The following is a 17,091-nucleotide window of genomic DNA, read 5'->3' as shown; positions in this document are numbered from 1 at the left end:
GGCTGCAGTCTGCTGTCACCCATACGCTCAGCAGACCGCAGCTCTGACGGCCTGTCACCACTCACGACCACGCGAACATCAGAACTGAAACGCAACGCGCCTCACGTGGCGACCACAGATCTCAAGACCAGCTCACTAGAGGATGACGAGCACGTTGGTGCCCGACACCAACTTCCGGTTGACGGAGGTCGATTGGACGAACACGGTGTACTCGGGGTTGTCGCCCGGCTTCACCGTCGCCTCCGACTTCGGCAGGCCGAGAAGCCGGCGGGCCGCCGGGCCCGAGAACACCCTGCCCGTCATCAGGCCGGTGGCCGGGTCCTTCTCCGCCACGGCGAGCTGCTTGGTGCCCTGGATCTTCTCGCGCTTGGACAGCTCGTAGAAGGCGCACCCGGTGGTGTACGGGTGTCCGGCGCCGGTGACGAAGTCGCGGATCGGTGACTGCTCGTCGACCGGGATCAGGACGTACTTGCCGGTGTCCAGGGCGTCGAGGCTGGCCTTCACCTCGGCCGTGCTCAGGTCCTGGCCCATGGAGAACAGGTTCTTGGTGCCGCGCACCCCCTGCTCGCGGCCCCGCAGGAAGTCCGTGGCAGCCTTCTTGACGGTGCCGATGGCCTCCTCGACGCCCTTGCTGGAGTCGGCGTCCCAGATCGCGATGTTGCCCGCCGGGAAGCCGTACTCCTGGGCGGTGCGCTTGGCCAGGGAGTTCGGGACGAGGATCGCCGAGGTCCAGTGGTCGGGAAGGTCGTCCATGGCACTCCGGATGCGGTCCATCCACGTGCTCAGGACGGCCTTGCCCCGGCTGCCGCCCAGGCGGGTGTGCATCCGGCCGGACTCCGAGAAGCCCGAGGCGTTCTCCTCGCCGTCGGTGACGACCACCTGGAGGAAGGAGTGCTCCCCGTACCCCTCCCAGATGTTCTTCAGGTCGTCGACGGACTTCACGGCCGCCTCGATCAGCGCCGTCGCACCGTTGTTGACCTCGTAGAGGCCCCGCAGGGACGGCAGGTGCTTGACGTCCATGTCCCAGACCAGGTTCTGCACCTCGTGATCGAAGGCGTAGAGGCTGATGCGGGTCTCGTGACCGAGCCGGTCGGACTCCTCCTGAAGGCCCTTCACGAACTCGTCCACCACGCGCACGAGCTGTGCCTCGTGCTGGCGCATCGAGCCGGAGTTGTCGACCACCAGCGAGACGTGGTTGACCTTGTGCTTGATCCGGTTCGCAGACAAGGTGCTGCCCCTCTTCCCACGCTTCTTCGACGCCTTTCCGGCGCCCCCTCCAACGTTGTTCCCACCCTAGGACGGGGCACTGACAGTCCCCTCCGACCTGGGGTTTCGCGAGGGTAGACGGTCCGTCGGACCCACCTTCCGGAGCGGGCCGGTGCCTGATCCGCGGTCACGTGGCTGCGCTGTTCGGGGTGCTCGGCGGCCCGGCCCCGCGACACTCCATGACGTACGCGCCCGGCCCGGTGTCGGACCCGTACGTTGGCGAGCCGTGAGCAAAGCCACTGCACTCGGCACGTTCGTCCTGTCGGTCGCCGCCGTCGCCACGACCTCCCCGCCTGCGGCGCCGGCGGCCCCGGCCCCGACGGTGCCGGCCACCTCGACCCACGTCGGGGGCCCGGCGGCCGAAGGACACGGTCTGGACCGGTACCGCCACCAACCGGTCGACTGGACGGCCTGCCGGGACGCCGCGCTCACCGCGAGCGGCACGCGGTGCGCGCGCCTCACCGTCCCCCTCGACTACGGCGAGCCGGACGGGCGCACCATCGAAATCGCCGTCCCGCGCATCGCGTCGACCGACCCTTCGAGACGGCGTGGCATCCTCCAGACCAACCCGGGCGGCCCCGGGGTCCGCGGACTGGGCATGCCCGGCGACCTGCTGAAGGTGGTGAGCCCGGGCCTGGCGGGGGAGCAGGGCCCGCAGGCGGCCCGGGCCGGGAGCGGGGCGGCGGCTTCGCGGCACCCGGCCCGGGACGTTCAGGCGGCGCGGCAGAGTCCTGCGGGGCCGGCCGGGGCCGAGGAGCGGGCCACGGTCGCGTACACCGGACGGGCGATGGGGGCGGGGGCCGCCTGCGAGCGGTTCCGCGCGAAGACCACCAGGCGCAGCACCGCGAACCGCGCGACACCGGCGAGTGCGGAGGCCGACAGGTAGACGGCCTGTTCGAGCATCGCTCCGGGCTCGGCCGCCAGTTGCTGCAGGGCGAGCATCGCGGCGCAGGTCACCGCGTACGCGGCCGCCGCCGAGCCGGCCGACTGCGCGTGCTGGCGCCGGGTCGCGCGCCCGCCCGCGCCGAAGGTGAAGCGGGCGTGCAGTTCGGTGGCGAGGAGCGTGGAGACCACGGTGATCAGGGCGTTGGCCAGGATCCAGGGCATCCAGGAGGCGAGGGCCGTCACGGCGAAACTGGAGGCGAGCCCCACCCCGCCGCCGCAGAGCACGAAGCGGGCGAAGGCGGTGAAGGCTCCGGGCTCGGTCTGCTTCCGGCTCTGCGCTGTCTCCATGATCCGCCCCCGTCGATGACCACCCCACGAACCGCCCATACGGTTTCCGATGAAGGAAACGCTACGTTGCCTTCAGTGCTCAAGCAACACGACAGTTGCGCAGAAGTGCCATTCATGCAGCTCATGGCAATATTTTCATTGCAATGGACTCTGGATCGAATGCAACGTCCACCGCCCGTTCGTTGCACTCACCTGACAGTGAACGCTCTGTCGACGGTCCGGCGGGGGCTGCCCGCCGGACCGTCGGCTACCGGTTGTCCCAGTCGAGGCGCAGAACGGCGAGGTCGTCGGTGTGACGGCCGGCGTTCAGGGCGTGGGTCTCCTGGATGACGAGGTCCACGTGGGCGGCCGGATCGGTCGGCGGCAGCTTTCCGATCAGGGTGAGCAGCCCCTCGACGCCGAGGCGCTCGCCCATCGTGCCGTTGTGGCCCTCGGTCAGGCCGTCGGTGTAGAGGGTCAGGGCCGCGTCGGCCGGGAGCGGGACGACCGTGGAGGGCCAGTCGCGCAGCCCCGGCAGGAGGCCCAGGGCGATGCCGTGGGTGGCGGTCAGCTCCCGGGTGCCCTCCGCCGTGGTGAGGAGGGGTTCGTGGTGACCGGCGAGATGGAGGGTGGCGGTCGCCGCGTTCTGGTCGAGGGTGAGGAGGGTGCAGGTGGCGAACATGGACGGGCCGCCGCGCTCGGCGACGAGGATGCGTTCCATCAGGTGGAGCAGGTCGCCGCCCCGGTGTCCGCCGAGGACGAGGGAGCGCCAGGCGATGCGCAGGAGGACGCCGAGCGCGGCGGCGTCGGGCCCGTGCCCGCTGACGTCCCCGACGACGGCGTGCAGCAGTCCGTCGTCGCCCTCCACGACGTCGAGGAAGTCCCCGCCGAGCAGGGCCGTCGTGACGCCGGGGAGGTAGCGGGTGGTCACCGTCACCCGGGAGGTGTCGAGGATCGGCGGGGGCAGCAGGCCGCGCTCCAGGCGGGCGTTCTCCTCCGCCCGCAGGCGGACGGCCTGGGCCTCGATGTTGGCGCGTTCGGTCTGGCTGCGGTAGACGGCGTAGCGCACCGTCCGGCGCAGCACGTCGGCCACGACCATGCCCTTGACGAGGTAGTCCTGGGCGCCGGCGGCCATCGCCTCGGTGCCCGCCCGGGCTTCGGACAGCCCGGTCAGGACGACCACGGCCGTGTGCGGGGCCAGCGCGCGGACGGCGGTGAGCGCGGCGGTGCCGGACGCGTCGGGCAGGTGCAGGTCGAGGAGGATGCAGTCGACGGGGCTGGTGGCCAGCACCGTGCGGGCCGCGGCCAGCGTGGCGCTGACGGTCAGCTCGAAGCGCAGTTCCGTGTCGTGGAGGAGTTCCTCCACGAGCAGGGCGTCGCCCTCGTCGTCCTCGATGAGGAGGATGCGGTAGACCGGTTCGCCGGAGGCCGCCCCGGTGGCGGCTGCCAGGGCCGCGGTCATCGTGCCGGCTCCGCGCCGACGCGGGTGGCTTCCCGCAGCTCGGGGCCGTCCGCGATCTCGGGGGCCTCGGAGGCGAGGGTGAAGGTGATCCGGGTCCCGTCCCGGTACTCAGGGTCGACGGCGATGGTGCCGCCGTGGAAGTCGACGATCTTCTTGCACAACGCCAGGCCGATGCCGCTCCCGTTGTAGGCGTCCTTGGTGTGCAGCCGCTGGAAGATCACGAAGACCTTCTCCGCGAACTCCGGCGCGATGCCGATGCCGTTGTCGGTCACCGCGAACCGCCACAGCTCCCCCTCCCGCTCGGCCGAGACGTGGATCTTCGGCTCCCGGCCGGGTCGGCGGAACTTGACGGCGTTGCCGATCAGGTTCTGCCAGAGCATCCCCATCTGGGTGGGGTCGGCGACCAGCGTCGGCAGCGGGTCGTGGGTGACGAGCGCGCCGGCCTCCTCGATACCGACGCTGAGCGTGGCCAGGGTCTGCTCCAGCGTCGCGGTCAGGTCGACCTCCTTGTGGGCGTGGTGGAGCCGCCCCACGCGGGAGAAGTCGAGGAGGTCGTTGATGAGGGTCTGCATGCGGTTGGCGCCGTCGACCGCGAACCCGATGTACTGGTCCGCCTTCGCGTCGAGTTGCCCGCCGTACCGCCGCTGGAGGAGCTGGGTGAAGCTGGAGACCTTGCGCAGCGGCTCCTGCAGGTCGTGGGAGGCCACGTAGGCGAACTGCTCCAGCTCGGTGTTGGAGCGCTGGAGCTCGGCCGCCTGCGCGTCCAGGCGCAGGCGGGCCTCCTCGGTGAACGCGAGCTCCTGGACCAGGCGTCGGCGCATGGAGTCGATCTCACTGCTCAGCCGGCGCAGGTCGGCGGGGCCGACGGACGCGATGGGGTGGTCGAAGTCGCCGCCGGCGACGGCACGGGCGTCGGCCCCGAGCCGTTCCAGCGGAGTGGTGATGCCGCGGCGCAGCCCTTCGAAGATCAGCACCGTGAGGACCGCGATCACCAGGGCGATCGCGGTGAAGATCCAGTTCCTCAGCTCCATGATGCGCGTGAGGTCGTCCCGCGCCTCGACCCGGTCCGCGCGCAGCCGCTCCTGCTGCCTGAGGAGCGCCGACCTCGCCGCGTCGAACGTGTTCTTGCCCTCCGCCGCCCGTTCGACGACCAGCGGTGACGGTGCCCCGGACGGCGAGGCCGCGGTCGGCCGGGCGATCCTCTCCTGCCACGTCGAGATCAGCCCCTCGACCTCGGCCAGGTCGACGAGGGCGTCGTCGTCGTCCCGGAGCAGGACCGCGAGTCGTGCGACGTGGGTCTCCTGCTCGGTGATTCCCTGCCGGTAGGGTTCGAGGAACTCGGGGTTGCCGGTGAGCCCGTACCCCCGGATGCCGGTCTCCTGGTTGAGCAGGGCCGACTCCAGCCGGAACGCCGTGGTCACCGCGGGCGACTTGACGTCCACGAGGTCCTCGCTGATCGACGCCGTCCGCTCCAGCACCCATGCTCCGGTCACACCGAGAAGGCCCAACACCACCAGGGAGACGGCCGCACCCACCCGCAGCCATCGCCTGGTCGTCCACGTGGAAAACCTCCGCGTCCGCGGCGGCCTGTCGTAGCCGGTCATCCTCTGAGCTCCTCCGGTGTGGCGGCCGCGTCCAGCGGCGCAGCGCTCACTGTAGAGGGCATCCGACAACGCTTGTTGTCGCGGGGTCAATCAGGGGCCTAGAGTGCGGATATGCCTGGCAAGAACTTCGTCCTGCGGACCACTCCGCAGGAGACGGCAGCGGTCGCGGACGCCGCGGTCGCCCACCTTGCGCGGCGTCTTGCTCTTCAGCTGCTGGAAGACCCCTCGCCGCCTGCGACGGACGGCCCGGCGCGGTCGCTGAGCCTGCTGCACCTGCTGGACCACCTTCAGCAGGCCACAGTACGGCTCCAGCAAGAGGCGGCGGCCGCCGCCGCCGGTGCGGGCGCCGGCTATCCCCAGCTCGGTGCCGCCTGCGGCATGACCCGCCAAGGCGCCCGCCGCCGGTGGCCGGGGCTCTTCCCCCACTCGAACGACAACCCTGCGGAGCAACCGATGATGACCTCTCCCGCCCGTCCCTTCGACGTCCTGCTCGTCGAGGACGACGTGGCCGACGCCATGCTCATCGAGGAGGCCCTCACCGAGCGGGGTACCCGCAACCTGATCCAGGTCACCGACGGGCTCGCCGCACTGGAGCACCTGCGCGCGCCCGACAGTGTACGCCCCGACCTCATCGTCCTCGACCTCAACATGCCCCGGATGAACGGCCGGGACCTGCTGAAGGTCCTGAAGGCCGACGAGGACCTGCGGACCATCCCCGTCGTCGTCCTCACCACCTCCTCGGCCCCGGACGACGTCACCGGCGCGTACAGCAGCCACGCCAACGCCTACGTGACCAAACCCGTCAACCTGGAGGAGTTCGAGCGGGCCGTCCAGACCATCGACGCCTTCTACCTCGACACCGCCACCCGTCCGCCCCGCGCGTAGGCGCTCCCGGCCGGCGCCGTCCACGCCGACGCCGCCCGCCGGGTTCCCGAGCGGGCGGAGTGGCCCGTACGCCGCCGGGTAGGAGTGGAGCCGGGGGTGGTGGACATGGTGTCCGACGGCGTGTGGCAGGTGCTCGTGGAGGAGGAGTCCAAGAACACCTGGGGGGAGGACGACCACCGGTGGGGCCTGGCCGCCCGGCACCCGGCCCGCGACGCGGCGAACGCTCACGAACTGGCGGAAAGCCTGGCGCGGTCGTACGTGCCGAGCCTGCTGTCGGAGCGCAAGCCGTACCGCAGGCTGGTGTACCGGCTCGGCGGGGGCGCCTGGCTGGTCGCGCTGGAGTCGCACTCCGGCACGCTGCACGTCCGGATCGGTGTGGCCGAGCTGGTCGAGGTGATCGACCACCAGCCGCCCAAGCGGCGCACCCTGAAACAGTTCCTCGACCCGGAGTGACGACCGGCACGTGACACCTCCGAGCCTGGCGGGGCGGTGCGCCGGCGCAGAAGTCCGCACGTGGCAGTTCGGCGGACGGCCGTCCTGGGCGGCGACGCCCGTCTCGGGGCGCCCGGCAGACGGTCCAGGGGCCGGGCCGCCTGCCGCTCCGAGGTCGGGCCAGGTGCTACCGGCGCCACACGAACACTCCGGGCGTCGTCTCCACGGTCTCTCGCGGGAACACCCCGGACACGCGCGCCAGGAGGGCTCGCTGCTCCTCGACCCACCCGGCCGCCGGGGCCAGAGGGAGCTTGACCACCACTCCCGAGGACTCGGGATCGCCGACCGACACCCACATTCCGCCGTTCCGTGTCGGTTGGACGGTCAGCTCCGGACCGCGTCCCGAGTCCGGCCAGGAGGCGCTCCGCCCGTCGGCGAGCTCGTCGAGCTTCCTCTCCCGGTCCTCGACGTCGTCCGGGGTCAGCACCACAGGGAGGCAGCCGTGGACGACCTCGGTAGTGATCACGATCTCGCAGTCGAGCCAGTCGTGGCCCAGGAGAGCGCCCGGAGCACTCCGGCCCGTCACCCGCACGCTGACGCTCCGGCCACCGAGCCCGGGGCGGTCGGCCAGGCGGATCAGGTCGACGGACTCGGTCTCTTCCACGACAGCTCTCTTCCCTGCGGCGACATCGGCCCCGGCATCCTCTCCCGGCACACCGACAGGGGTGGACGGCGGGGCCCGGGCAGCGCGGGGGCACCCCGAGGCGGTGTCGGACCGGGGCGACCGGTGACACGGGTGCCGTGACCCGTGCCCGCCGTCCGCCGCGGGCGGCGAGGGTCGAGCGGGCCGCATGCGACGCCCGGTTCTCCCCCGGCCGATTCAGCACCCCGCCCCTTTGGCGACCGCGCGGCCTGCCACGAGCGGGCGGCTCGCGGGATTCCTCGGTGAATACCGGACGGGCACAATTCGGAGCATCCCGTTCCGGTTTTTCGCGGCCGTTCGGCCGGCCCGCGGTCGGGTTTCGATCCTTCGCCACACCGCCACCCTCGGATATCGGAATCCACTAGTCCGGATTCACCGGGATTCCCGCACCCGCGCACGTCCCCGGCGGCGTCCGACAGAACGGATCGAATCCGACCCGGATCTTTTCGGCCCGGCCGCCATGTCCATGGCCGACCTTTTCGCCCCATAACCATTTCCTGGAGGCCATGGAGGTCGAACCGGGATGAAGCCGCGTGAAATCGGCGGAACCGCAGCCGGCAAGAGGCGCACGCCGCAGGATCCCCCCTCCAGGGCCGTCACCACACGACGACCTCCCCCACCCGCACCCCCCCTTCCACCGAAGCCCGCGCAACGGCGCAGCGGGGAGGGCGCAGCGGTGACGACAGGCCCTGCGGACGCCGTGACGGCCCTGGGGCCGGCCGGCCGCCGGGGCACGGCCGCGACGGGACTCCCCTCCGAGGCGCTCCGGAAGCCCCTCCGTGGAGCCTCCGGATATGCCGTGGAATTTCCGGTGCCCGCGCCGGGACCGCCACTGCCGACCGGACCGCGTGATTCTTCCGCACTGCGGGCCAATCGGTGCGGGGCATATCCCCCGAAGCGGATCAGGTGTGGTCCAACAAGAAACAGGGGAACAACGGGCCGAATCCCCTGGCGACCGAATCCCGGGCGTCTCACAGTAGGACGTGAAATATTCTCAAACCCCACGTCAGCGGGTCGGCGACGGTTGAGACGTCTCAAGGAGGCCGGTTTCCCTTGGATCGACCCCACCCCTGGGGCAGAGTCGTCAATCGCCGGGCGGAAATCGGCCCGGACATGACCAGGCAATGACCTCGATCCCGATAGCGGGAGCGCGGGTAATTCCTTGTCCACCCACTGAAAGGCAGTGACATGACAAAGAAGATGGCGGCCGCCGCGCTGGCCGCGGTCACCCTCGGAACGGTGCTCCTGGGCACCGCCGGACCGGCTCTCGCGAGCAGCGGCGGCTGCGTCACCGGCGACGCGTGCGTCTACTACAGCCCCAACCTGCAGGGCGCCAAGTTCGGCAAGGGCGAGGGCGGCAACTACGACGGCTACTTCGGTGGCGGCGGGGCCGGCAACGGCCAGGCCGTCGTGAACAACGCCGCCTCCGTGCAGAACCTCGACCACTCGTGGAACCTGCGCGTCCACTACCGCGAGTACAGCATCCGCAACTCCGGCCCGAACCAGTACGTGCCCCACGACCAGTGGGTGAACCTGGGCGCGGTGCCGTGGAACGGCGGCTCGGTCAACATGCGCAACAACAACCACTCGCAGAGCTGGGAGCGCTGACCCGGCCCTGACCGGGTGCCGGGCCCCCTCCCCGGGGGGCCCGGCACCCGGACCGGCCCCACCCCCGAACGCCCGCACCACCCAGCGGGCCGGTTCCCAAGGAGCCCGCCATGACATCCCTACGCCGTTCGCTGCCCGCCCTGCTGCTGGTCCCCCTGATCCTCCTCGCCGGATGCGCCTCCCGCCCCGCCGCTACCGAGGCCGCGCCCACCTCCTCCCTCGCCCCGATGGAGCCGCCGGCGATCGGGGACGTCCCCCTGCTGAACCGGGTGGACGACCGGACGCTGCCCATCGAGGCCTACCTGCTGAGCGGGGAGCAGTTCCGGCAGTACGACGCGGCGCAGACCGTGCTGGTCGCCCGGTGCGTGCGGGGGTTCGGTCTCGACTACACCCGCCCGGACGGAGCCGGGGCGTCCGCCGAGACCCAGACCACCCACCGGTACGACCCGATCGAGATCGCCGACGTCACGGTGAACGGCTACCACTCGCCCGACCCCGACCGCGGGAAGAAGCCGACCGGAGCGCCCTCCCTGAGTGCCGACCTCACCACGGTGCTCGGCTCCGGCCTCGGGCCGGACGGCAAACCCGCCCCGGGATCCGCCTCCACGCTGCGCGGGAAGCCGCTCCCGCCCGGCGGATGCATCGGGGCCGCGCAGAAGGAACTGACCTCGCGCGGCGGGACCGGCCGGGACGCCGACGTCGCGGTGGGGATCAACTACGAGGGCTTCGAGCGCTCGATGAAGGACCCCCGGGTCAAGGCCGCCTTCCAGGACTGGTCACGCTGCATGGCCGACCGCGGCCACTCCTACGCCACGCCCGGGGACGCCCTGAAGGACCCGCGGTGGGCGGCCACCGCCAGGGCGACCGCGGAGGAGATCGCCACGGCCACCGCCGACGTCGAGTGCAAGGCCCGGACCAACGTGGTGGGGACGTGGTTCACCGTCGAGACCGCGTACGAGAACGAACTGATCCGGCGGCGCCTGCCGGAGCTGACGGCGGTGAAGGCGGACAACGACGCCATGCTGGAACTCGCCCGGTCCGTGACGGCCTCCGGCAGCTGAGACGGCGCCGGGACGGCACCGTCCGGCCGCACCTTCCCGGTGGCCCGTCGACCGGTCCCGGCCGTCGATCGGCAAGGATGGCCGCCATGACGAGTGCGAACGCCGAGCTGCCGGACCTGCCCGACCTCCCCGACCTTCTCAAGCGGGCCGGCTTGGAGACCGTCGGTGACCGGTCGGCCCCGGAGGCCCTGACACCGTCGGCCGCCTGGCGTCCCGTGCTGTCCGGCGAGGTCGAACCCGCCACGACCGTGCGACTCGACCGTCCCGACGCCGTCATCGCACTGAACGCGCGGTGGCACCGGTTCGCCATCGAGCACGGAATCCTCGGCGCGGACGGCGAGTTCCTGATCGACGTCCCCGGCTCGTCCGGCAGTTGCGGCTGCCGCCACTGGACCAGGGTGCGCCTCACCGAGGACTGGGACCTCGCCGGCGTCCTGGGCGCCCCCCGCGGGCGGCCCGCCTTCCTGACGGCCTCGCCGGACGGCGGCACCCTGCTCGGTGTGACCTCCGAGGACGCGATCGCCCGGCTGGTCGCCGTGGAGCGGGTCCGCGAGCGTCAGGAGACCTCCGCCGCGCGGGAGGTCACCGAGACGGCCGAGGAGCGCGCCGCCGCCTGGACGTCCCTGCTCGACGGCCCCGGACCGTCCGAGGCGCTGGGCCGGGCGTGGACCGACGGCCTCGGCCGCAACCCCGCCCTGCCCGAGGACCTGTACGAGGACCTGGTGGATCGCACCAGGTGGATCCTCTACCGCCGGATGCCCGCGAAGGCTCTGGCGAAGGCACTCGGCCACCCCGACCGGGCCATCCGCATCTCCGCCCTCGAACACCAACCCGGCCTGGGCCCCGAACACTGGGCCCAGGTGCTCCGGGACGCGGGATCCGCCCGGACCCGTTGGGTCGTCACCATGCTGGCGGCGGAGTACGGCAGGGAACTCCCCCCGGACACCTGCCGACAGCTCGCGTCCGACTCGCAGGCCCGAGTCCGCGCCGAGGCCGCCCGGCTGCCCGGGCTTCCCGCCGACCTGCTCGCCGGCCTAGCGGCCGACCCCGACCCGACGGTCCGGGCCGCCGCCTGCCCCCGGGCCTGGCCGCACCTGGACGGCCCGGCCCGCGAGACGCTGCTCACCGACCCCGACGACAGGGTCCGCACCCACGCGCGGCACCGGCACCACATCGACCACCCCCTCACCCGCGCTGTGTTCGACGCCGAGGACGGCCTGGACACCGCCGCACTGCAGACCTGCCGACTGGACCGCGACCTCGCCGGGCACCTGGCCCGCCACGGCGCCGCGAACCAGCGCCGCGCCCTCGCCGACAACCCTCGGCTGGACCCTGACCTGGTCGACCTGCTCGGCCGAGACCCCGACGAGGCCGTACGCCACCGGGTGGCCCTGCGCCACGACCTCACCGAGGAACAACGCGCCGCCGTCGTGGTCGCGTTCGACCCATCGGCCCATTCGTCGGCACTCGACTGGGTCGTGGCACTGCACGAGGATCCCGACGCCATGCGCCGGCTGGCCGCCTCCGGCCACCCGCTGATCCGGCGGAGCGTCGCCCGGGCCCGCCGCCTTCCGTCCGACGTGGTCGATCGCCTCGCCCGTGACGAGGACCGCTTGGTCCGGCTCTTCCTCGCCGAGTCCTGCGACGACGCGCCGGCCGACATGCTGATGAGCGTGTGGCAGTGGTGGACCGGCAGCCTCACCCGTCCCGACCGACCGCTCGGCCACCCCCATTTCCCCCGCACCGACCTGCTGCGCCACGCCGACGACCCGAATCCGCGGATGCGGAGGCTCGCGCTGGAGGACCCGGCCTCGACAGCCGGGCTGGTCGAGCGGTTCAGCCGGGACGCCGACCCGGAGGTGCGGTACCGGGCCGCCACCGACCCGCGGCTCGGGGCTGCCTCGGCGGTCAGGCTGCTCGACGACCCGAACCGGCACATCCGGCAGGCCGCCGCTGCCCACCCCGGGCTACCGGCACGGGTCCTGGTCCGGCTGCTGCTGGACTCCTGCACCGCAGCCGAGGCCGCCGCCCAGCCCGCACTCCCGGCCGAGGTCATGCGCCGGATGGCGGCCGGTCCCACCGGCGGCCCCCTGTCGTGACGGCCCGCGTCGCCGATCCAGAGCACCCCGCAACCCTCCGGGCCCGGCCCCGCCGACGCCCTGACGCGGCGTCGGCGGCCCTGGCGCCGGCTCCGCACCCGGCGGGCCCCGCCGGGCCCGCGACCACGGTCCTTGTGCCACCGGGAGTTTGAGCCCGGCGGTTCGGGCAAGACGGGCCCTCGGCAGGCCACCCGGCGCGGAGCCGGGCAGGGCAGCACCGAGGGAAGGGACCCGGAGAATGGAAGCCGGCTACATCGCCATCGCCGCACTGCTCGTGCTGGCCGCACTGCTCGCGGTCGTGCTGCCACGACTGCGCTCCCGCAGGCTGCATGCCCGCTTCGGACCCGAGTACGACAACGCCGTGCTGGGCCACGACGGGCAGGTCCGGCTCGCCGAGCAGGAGCTCTCCGACCGGATCTCCCGCCACCGGAGCCTGCGGATCACCCCGCTCGACGCCGCCGACCGCGATCGGGCGGCGGCCGAACTCCAGGGCCTCCAGGCGCTGTTCGTCGAGGACCCGCTGCGCGCGGTCGCCGAGGCCGACAGCCTGCTGGACACCGTGCTCGGCCGCATGGGGTACCCGGAGAAGGGCCGGCTGGAAGCCGTCTCCGTCGACCACCCCGCCGCGCTCGCCCGCTACCGCACCGCCCGCCGGACGCTGGTCCGCGCCCAGGGCGGCGAGGCCGGCGACAGCGAGGCACTGCGAATGGCCCTGATCGCGGTCCGCGACCTCGCCCAGGAGCTGCTGCACCGGACCCGCCAGGGCGCACTCGCGACGCGCTGACGCCCGACGCACTCCGCGCCCCGCGCGCTCCGTTCCCGACGCACCCGAAGCACTCGAAGCACTCGAAGCACTCGAACGAGGAGGACCGTCATGACGGACACCCGGCACACCCATCGCGCTCCCGCCCTGCCCGCGGAGCCGCCCACCGCCGTACCGGACGTGCCCCCGACTCACGCCGCACCGCCCGCCGCACCCGGCACGGCCCCCGACGGCCGGGCCCGGCTCGCCGTCGCGCAGACCCCGGTGCACCTGCCGCACGACGCAGCCGACCACACGCCGGGCCGCACACCGGAGCAGGTCCCCGGGGGGGCCCCGGCCGGGCCGGACCGCCCGGCCGCAGGCGCCGCACCCGCCGAGCACGTACGGCCCGCGCACGACCGGCCCGCGCACGGTGCGGCACCCGCCCACGACGTGGCCGCCCGCAGTACCGACGCCGCCGCGGCTCCGGCCGGGGCCATGACGAAGGCCGACCCCGATCCGCAGACCGGCGCCCACACCGCCACGCACGCCGGAGCCCACGGCGCCGCCCGGCCGACCCCCGGCGGCTGGCTGGACCGGCAGCGGGTCGAGGTGATCGCCGCCGAGTGGGGCGCCGTGCAGGCCGGATTCGTCGACGACCCCGCCGGCGCCGTCACCCGCGCCGACGACCTGATCGGCCGGACCGCCGACCAGGTGGCCGAGGCGGTGGCGCAGCGCCGCGCGGCCCTGCGCCCGATGGTCGACGCGGCCGCCAAGGGGTCCGGCGGGTCCGGCACCGGGGCCGGGTCGACCGAGGAACTCAGGCTTGCCATGCGGGACTTCCGCAGCGTCCTGGACCGCCTGATCGCCTCCTGACCGGACACCGGTCAGCTCGGAGAAAGGACAGACCTGTGGGAATCGGCGGATGCATCATCCTGTTCGCGGCCGGCGCCATCCTCACGTTCGCCGTCGACTGGGAGCTCTCCGGTGTGAACGTGGACGTGGTCGGCATCATCCTGATGGTCGCCGGACTGCTCGGAATCGCGGTCTACGCCCGGGCGCTGCGCCGCCGGCGGGCGCTCGGCGGCTCGCGCGTGGTCCAGGAGCCCATGGTCGAGGAGCGACGCTACTTCGACGGTCCCTGAACCCGCGGTTCCGGGACATCTGGGCAAGCCGACGGTTGACGGCGCACCCCTTCGGCGGCCCGGTCCGCAGTGGACCGGGCCGCCGCCCCGTGGCCCGTGCGGGCCGCGTGGGACCGGGCCCCTTACCCGGTGCCTCCGCAGCCGTGCCCCACCGTAGGGAGCAGGCCCTCCACGGCCGCCACCACGCCGCTGTTCGCGGTGGGGTGGCGGCCGGCGCCGTGCGCGGGTCCTCACGGCCACCCGCTCAGCGCCCGCGTTCGAGCCGGTCCGTCCACGTCGTCCCCGGAACGGCGGACTCGGATCGCGCCGCCCCTGCCCCGACCTGCCCGCGCCGCAGTCGGACCGGCGTGCTTCGACGGGGGCCACCGCGCGGCGCCACTCGATCGCCCCGGGTTTGCGGGGCCCCTCTGAACCCGCCGCACGCCTCTGAACCCGCCGCACGCCGCGACGCCCGGTCCCGGGCCGCGGAGCCGGGTGCGCCGGGATACCTCGACGGCACCCGTACCCACCGGACGCAGCGGCCCGGGGCCCCGGTTTCGTTTTCCGGCCGGCCTCGGGGCCGGCCGGCTTCGTTCCCGGTGCTGCGAGGAGCGCCGGGGCACGGCACAGTGGGGCGGAGCAAGCCTCGGCCGTGTTCAGGAAAAGGCAGCAGTGGAATCCGGACTTCGCATCACCCGCCGTCAAACCGCGCCCGGTGTACGGCAGGTGGCACTGGACGGGTATGCCGACATGGACACGGCCGCCGTCCTGCGCGCCGCCCTGGAGGACGAGTTCGGTGCCACCCCCTTGCCGACGACCCTCGTCGTCGACTGCGGGGAGCTGAGCTTCTGCGCGTCGGCCGGACTCAACGAACTCCTCCGAGGCCGGCTGACCGCCGCCGGCCTGGGCGTCACCTTCCAGGTGGCCTCGCCTCGGGACCAGCTGCGCAGACTGCTGCACCTGACGGAGACGAGCGCCCTCCTGGGGGTGCGGCCCGCCACCGAGCCCACGCCGTCCTGACCGGCCGCTCGCCGCGAAGCGGCTCCCGGCCCGCAGTCATCGTCGGCCGGTACGGTCCCCGTGGAGCGTGAGCGAGGGCGCCCGGCCGTACGCCCTGCGGTACATGTCGGCGAAGCGGCCCGGGTGGGCGAACCCCCAGCGCATGGCGATCTCCGTGACGGTCGCACCGTCGCACGGGTCCGCTGCCGCGAGGTCCGCGTGCGCCCGCTCCAGGCGGACCCGGCGCAGATGGCCGAGGGGTGTGGTCCCGGCGTGGCGACGGAACGCGTACTGCAGTGCGCGCGGGGTGACCCTGGCGGCGGTCGCGATGTCCGCGAGCGTGAGGTCGCGGTGGGCGTTGTCGTCGATGAACGCGACCGCCCGTCGGAGCGTGCCGCTGCCGGCGTCGCGGGTGTCGACGCGAGCGGGCGCGGTCCTGGCGGTGTGGGGCAGCGCGGACAGCACGGCTGCGGCCAGGTGGTGCGCCGCGGTGGAGACGACCAGGGCGCCCGGGGAGGACCCCGCATCGTTCAGCACGGCGTCCCGCAGGTAGAGGACCGCGGCGGTGAGCCGGTCGTTCCCGTCAGCGGTGGTCGCCCTGGGGGCCGTCAGCCTCACCGGCCCCGGCCCGGCCGTCCCGCCGGCGACGGCCATACGGTCCAGCAGGACGGTGTCGAACATCGCGATGGTGTAGCGCGCCGCCCGCACCTCTCCCTGGTACGGAAGGTCGGGCTGGGCAAGGAGAAACGTCTCCCCCGGGCCGAACACCGTCTCGCGGCCACCGGTCCGGTCCACGAGCGTACCGGCGTGCATGCTGATCAGGCAGACCTTTCCGAGGCTGCCGGCGTCGTACCGCATGTCGTAGCCGAGCACGAGGCGGTCCACGCTCAGCGACCCCATCGCTCGCCGGCTGATCCGCACCCGGGCGTCGCTCACCGACCCCCCGATCCGCATCGGCGTGTACGCGGATGAGAGGAAGGCTTCCGTAGCGTCCAGGTTGCCACTGCGAAAGTCCAAGCTGTCCATGTGCCCACTCTCTCGCACCCACCGCGTCCGGGTGAAGTACGCGCTACGCCCGCTCCGGCAGGGTACGGCCCGAACCCGGCGGGGCACCTCCGGGGTCCGGCGGAAGCCACGGGGCGGACGCGCAGATCAGCGCCCTCGTCAGCGGCGACGGCGCACCCGGGCGGGCGGGCCGGCGGGCGGTCCGGCGGTCGGGCCGGCGGTCGGGCCGGCGGTCGGGCGGGCCGGCGGCGGCAGAACTCCCCCGCACGATTGGTTCGCATACATTCGGGTAGACGTGCCGGGTGACGTGGACGGCGCAGCCCGCCCACGGGACGGGAGGCCGATCATGGCGACAGCAGGTTCGCAGACGCCCCGGGGTTCGCGGACGCCCGGGAGCCTGGAGCGACCCGATCTGCACGCGAGGGCCGCGGCCCTCGGATGGTCGGTGGAGGACGCCGCTCCACGACCACGGAGGACCCTCCGGTTCGCGCGGTCCGGCCTCGCCGTGGAGTCGTTCTTCTCGGACGACGGCAGATTCCTCTTCACCCGTGTCCACGGGCCTGCCGGGCCGGGCGAGGAACTCGACCTCCTGTCGACACTCGCCTTCCTGGAGCGCCACGGGACCGGGGCCGACGGCGGGCGGGTCCGGGGCGGAGCCGCTTCCGCCGCGGCCGCCGCACGGTCGGGCGACGACACCGCCCGGCCGGCCGCCGGCCCGACTCCCCAGGAGACGCCGCCCGCGGAGAGCAGCACCACCGCCGGCATCTCCACCCCGGAGTCTCCGGAGTTGCGCCGGGCGTGGGGCCCGTGGCCGATCATGGTGGTCGCGGTCTTCGTGGTTTGCGTCGTGCTCTTCTTCGTCGCCCGGATCGCGGGTTGGTGAGGAGGG

The 17,091-nt window shown here is 73.1% G+C and carries 16 protein-coding genes; 10 read left to right on the top strand and 6 right to left on the bottom strand.

Going from position 1 to position 17,091, the window contains the following annotated elements; all coding sequences use genetic code 11:
* Positions 1-135: 135 nt before the first annotated feature.
* The 4 genes from PUR61_RS36295 to PUR61_RS36280 all read right to left on the bottom strand — a co-directional run bounded on the left by PUR61_RS36295 (position 136) and on the right by PUR61_RS36280 (position 5,544).
* On the bottom strand, positions 136-1,227 hold the full coding sequence (locus PUR61_RS36295; protein ID WP_329883820.1) for a vWA domain-containing protein: 1,092 nt from the start codon (positions 1,225-1,227) through the stop codon (positions 136-138).
* A gap of 750 nt (positions 1,228-1,977) precedes the next feature.
* Positions 1,978-2,499: a hypothetical protein gene (locus tag PUR61_RS36290; protein ID WP_329883818.1), complete on the bottom strand. Its 522-nt coding sequence runs from the start codon at positions 2,497-2,499 to the stop codon at positions 1,978-1,980.
* 247 nt (positions 2,500-2,746) lie between these two features.
* Positions 2,747-3,940 carry a PP2C family protein-serine/threonine phosphatase gene (locus PUR61_RS36285; protein WP_329883817.1) on the bottom strand — a complete coding sequence of 398 codons (1,194 nt, stop codon included), beginning with the start codon at positions 3,938-3,940 and terminating at the stop codon, positions 2,747-2,749.
* Complete coding sequence (locus PUR61_RS36280) at positions 3,937-5,544, bottom strand: sensor histidine kinase (protein WP_329883816.1); 1,608 nt, start codon at positions 5,542-5,544, stop codon at positions 3,937-3,939. The genes PUR61_RS36285 and PUR61_RS36280 overlap by 4 nt, the downstream gene beginning before the upstream one ends.
* A gap of 111 nt (positions 5,545-5,655) precedes the next feature.
* Here PUR61_RS36280 and PUR61_RS36275 point away from each other — a divergent pair, with 111 nt between their 5' ends.
* Together PUR61_RS36275 and PUR61_RS36270 are read left to right on the top strand one after the other, a co-directional pair.
* Positions 5,656-6,429, top strand: coding sequence for a response regulator (locus PUR61_RS36275; RefSeq protein ID WP_329883815.1), 774 nt, complete (start codon positions 5,656-5,658; stop codon positions 6,427-6,429).
* A 96-nt stretch (positions 6,430-6,525) separates the two neighbouring features.
* Positions 6,526-6,882, top strand: coding sequence for a hypothetical protein (locus PUR61_RS36270; protein ID WP_329883814.1), 357 nt, complete (start codon positions 6,526-6,528; stop codon positions 6,880-6,882).
* A gap of 166 nt (positions 6,883-7,048) precedes the next feature.
* On the opposite strand, the gene PUR61_RS36265 is transcribed toward PUR61_RS36270, so the two are convergent.
* Positions 7,049-7,525 carry a DUF5959 family protein gene (locus tag PUR61_RS36265; protein WP_329883813.1) on the bottom strand — a complete coding sequence of 159 codons (477 nt, stop codon included), beginning with the start codon at positions 7,523-7,525 and terminating at the stop codon, positions 7,049-7,051.
* 1,227 nt (positions 7,526-8,752) lie between these two features.
* On the opposite strand from PUR61_RS36265, the gene PUR61_RS36260 reads away from it, so the two are divergent.
* The 7 genes from PUR61_RS36260 (at position 8,753) to PUR61_RS45625 (ending at position 15,218) form a co-directional block, all read left to right on the top strand.
* Positions 8,753-9,172 carry a hypothetical protein gene (locus PUR61_RS36260; protein WP_329883812.1) on the top strand — a complete coding sequence of 140 codons (420 nt, stop codon included), beginning with the start codon at positions 8,753-8,755 and terminating at the stop codon, positions 9,170-9,172.
* A 110-nt stretch (positions 9,173-9,282) separates the two neighbouring features.
* A complete protein-coding gene (locus PUR61_RS36255) occupies positions 9,283-10,233 on the top strand; it encodes a hypothetical protein (RefSeq protein WP_329883811.1) in 951 nt (316 codons plus the stop codon).
* Positions 10,234-10,319: 86 nt separating this feature from the next.
* Positions 10,320-12,332, top strand: coding sequence for a PE-PGRS family protein (locus PUR61_RS36250; RefSeq protein ID WP_329883809.1), 2,013 nt, complete (start codon positions 10,320-10,322; stop codon positions 12,330-12,332).
* Positions 12,333-12,570: 238 nt separating this feature from the next.
* Positions 12,571-13,116, top strand: coding sequence for a hypothetical protein (locus PUR61_RS36245; RefSeq protein ID WP_329883808.1), 546 nt, complete (start codon positions 12,571-12,573; stop codon positions 13,114-13,116).
* Positions 13,117-13,206: 90 nt separating this feature from the next.
* A complete protein-coding gene (locus tag PUR61_RS36240) occupies positions 13,207-13,950 on the top strand; it encodes a hypothetical protein (protein ID WP_329883807.1) in 744 nt (247 codons plus the stop codon).
* 35 nt (positions 13,951-13,985) lie between these two features.
* Complete coding sequence (locus tag PUR61_RS36235) at positions 13,986-14,219, top strand: DUF6458 family protein (protein ID WP_329883806.1); 234 nt, start codon at positions 13,986-13,988, stop codon at positions 14,217-14,219.
* Positions 14,220-14,924: 705 nt separating this feature from the next.
* Positions 14,925-15,218 carry an STAS domain-containing protein gene (locus PUR61_RS45625; protein ID WP_443035302.1) on the top strand — a complete coding sequence of 98 codons (294 nt, stop codon included), beginning with the start codon at positions 14,925-14,927 and terminating at the stop codon, positions 15,216-15,218.
* Between the two features lie 36 nt (positions 15,219-15,254).
* On the opposite strand, the gene PUR61_RS36225 is transcribed toward PUR61_RS45625, so the two are convergent.
* Complete coding sequence (locus tag PUR61_RS36225; protein WP_329883804.1) at positions 15,255-16,223, bottom strand: helix-turn-helix transcriptional regulator; 969 nt, start codon at positions 16,221-16,223, stop codon at positions 15,255-15,257.
* A 325-nt stretch (positions 16,224-16,548) separates the two neighbouring features.
* On the opposite strand from PUR61_RS36225, the gene PUR61_RS36220 reads away from it, so the two are divergent.
* On the top strand, positions 16,549-17,085 hold the full coding sequence (locus PUR61_RS36220) for a DUF6480 family protein (protein WP_329883803.1): 537 nt from the start codon (positions 16,549-16,551) through the stop codon (positions 17,083-17,085).
* The last annotated feature ends 6 nt before the right edge of the window (positions 17,086-17,091 follow it).

The sequence above is a fragment of the Streptomyces sp. BE20 genome (assembly GCF_036322525.1).
Classification (GTDB): Bacteria; Actinomycetota; Actinomycetes; order Streptomycetales; family Streptomycetaceae; genus Kitasatospora.
This window is presented reverse-complemented; position numbering and strand designations above follow the sequence as displayed.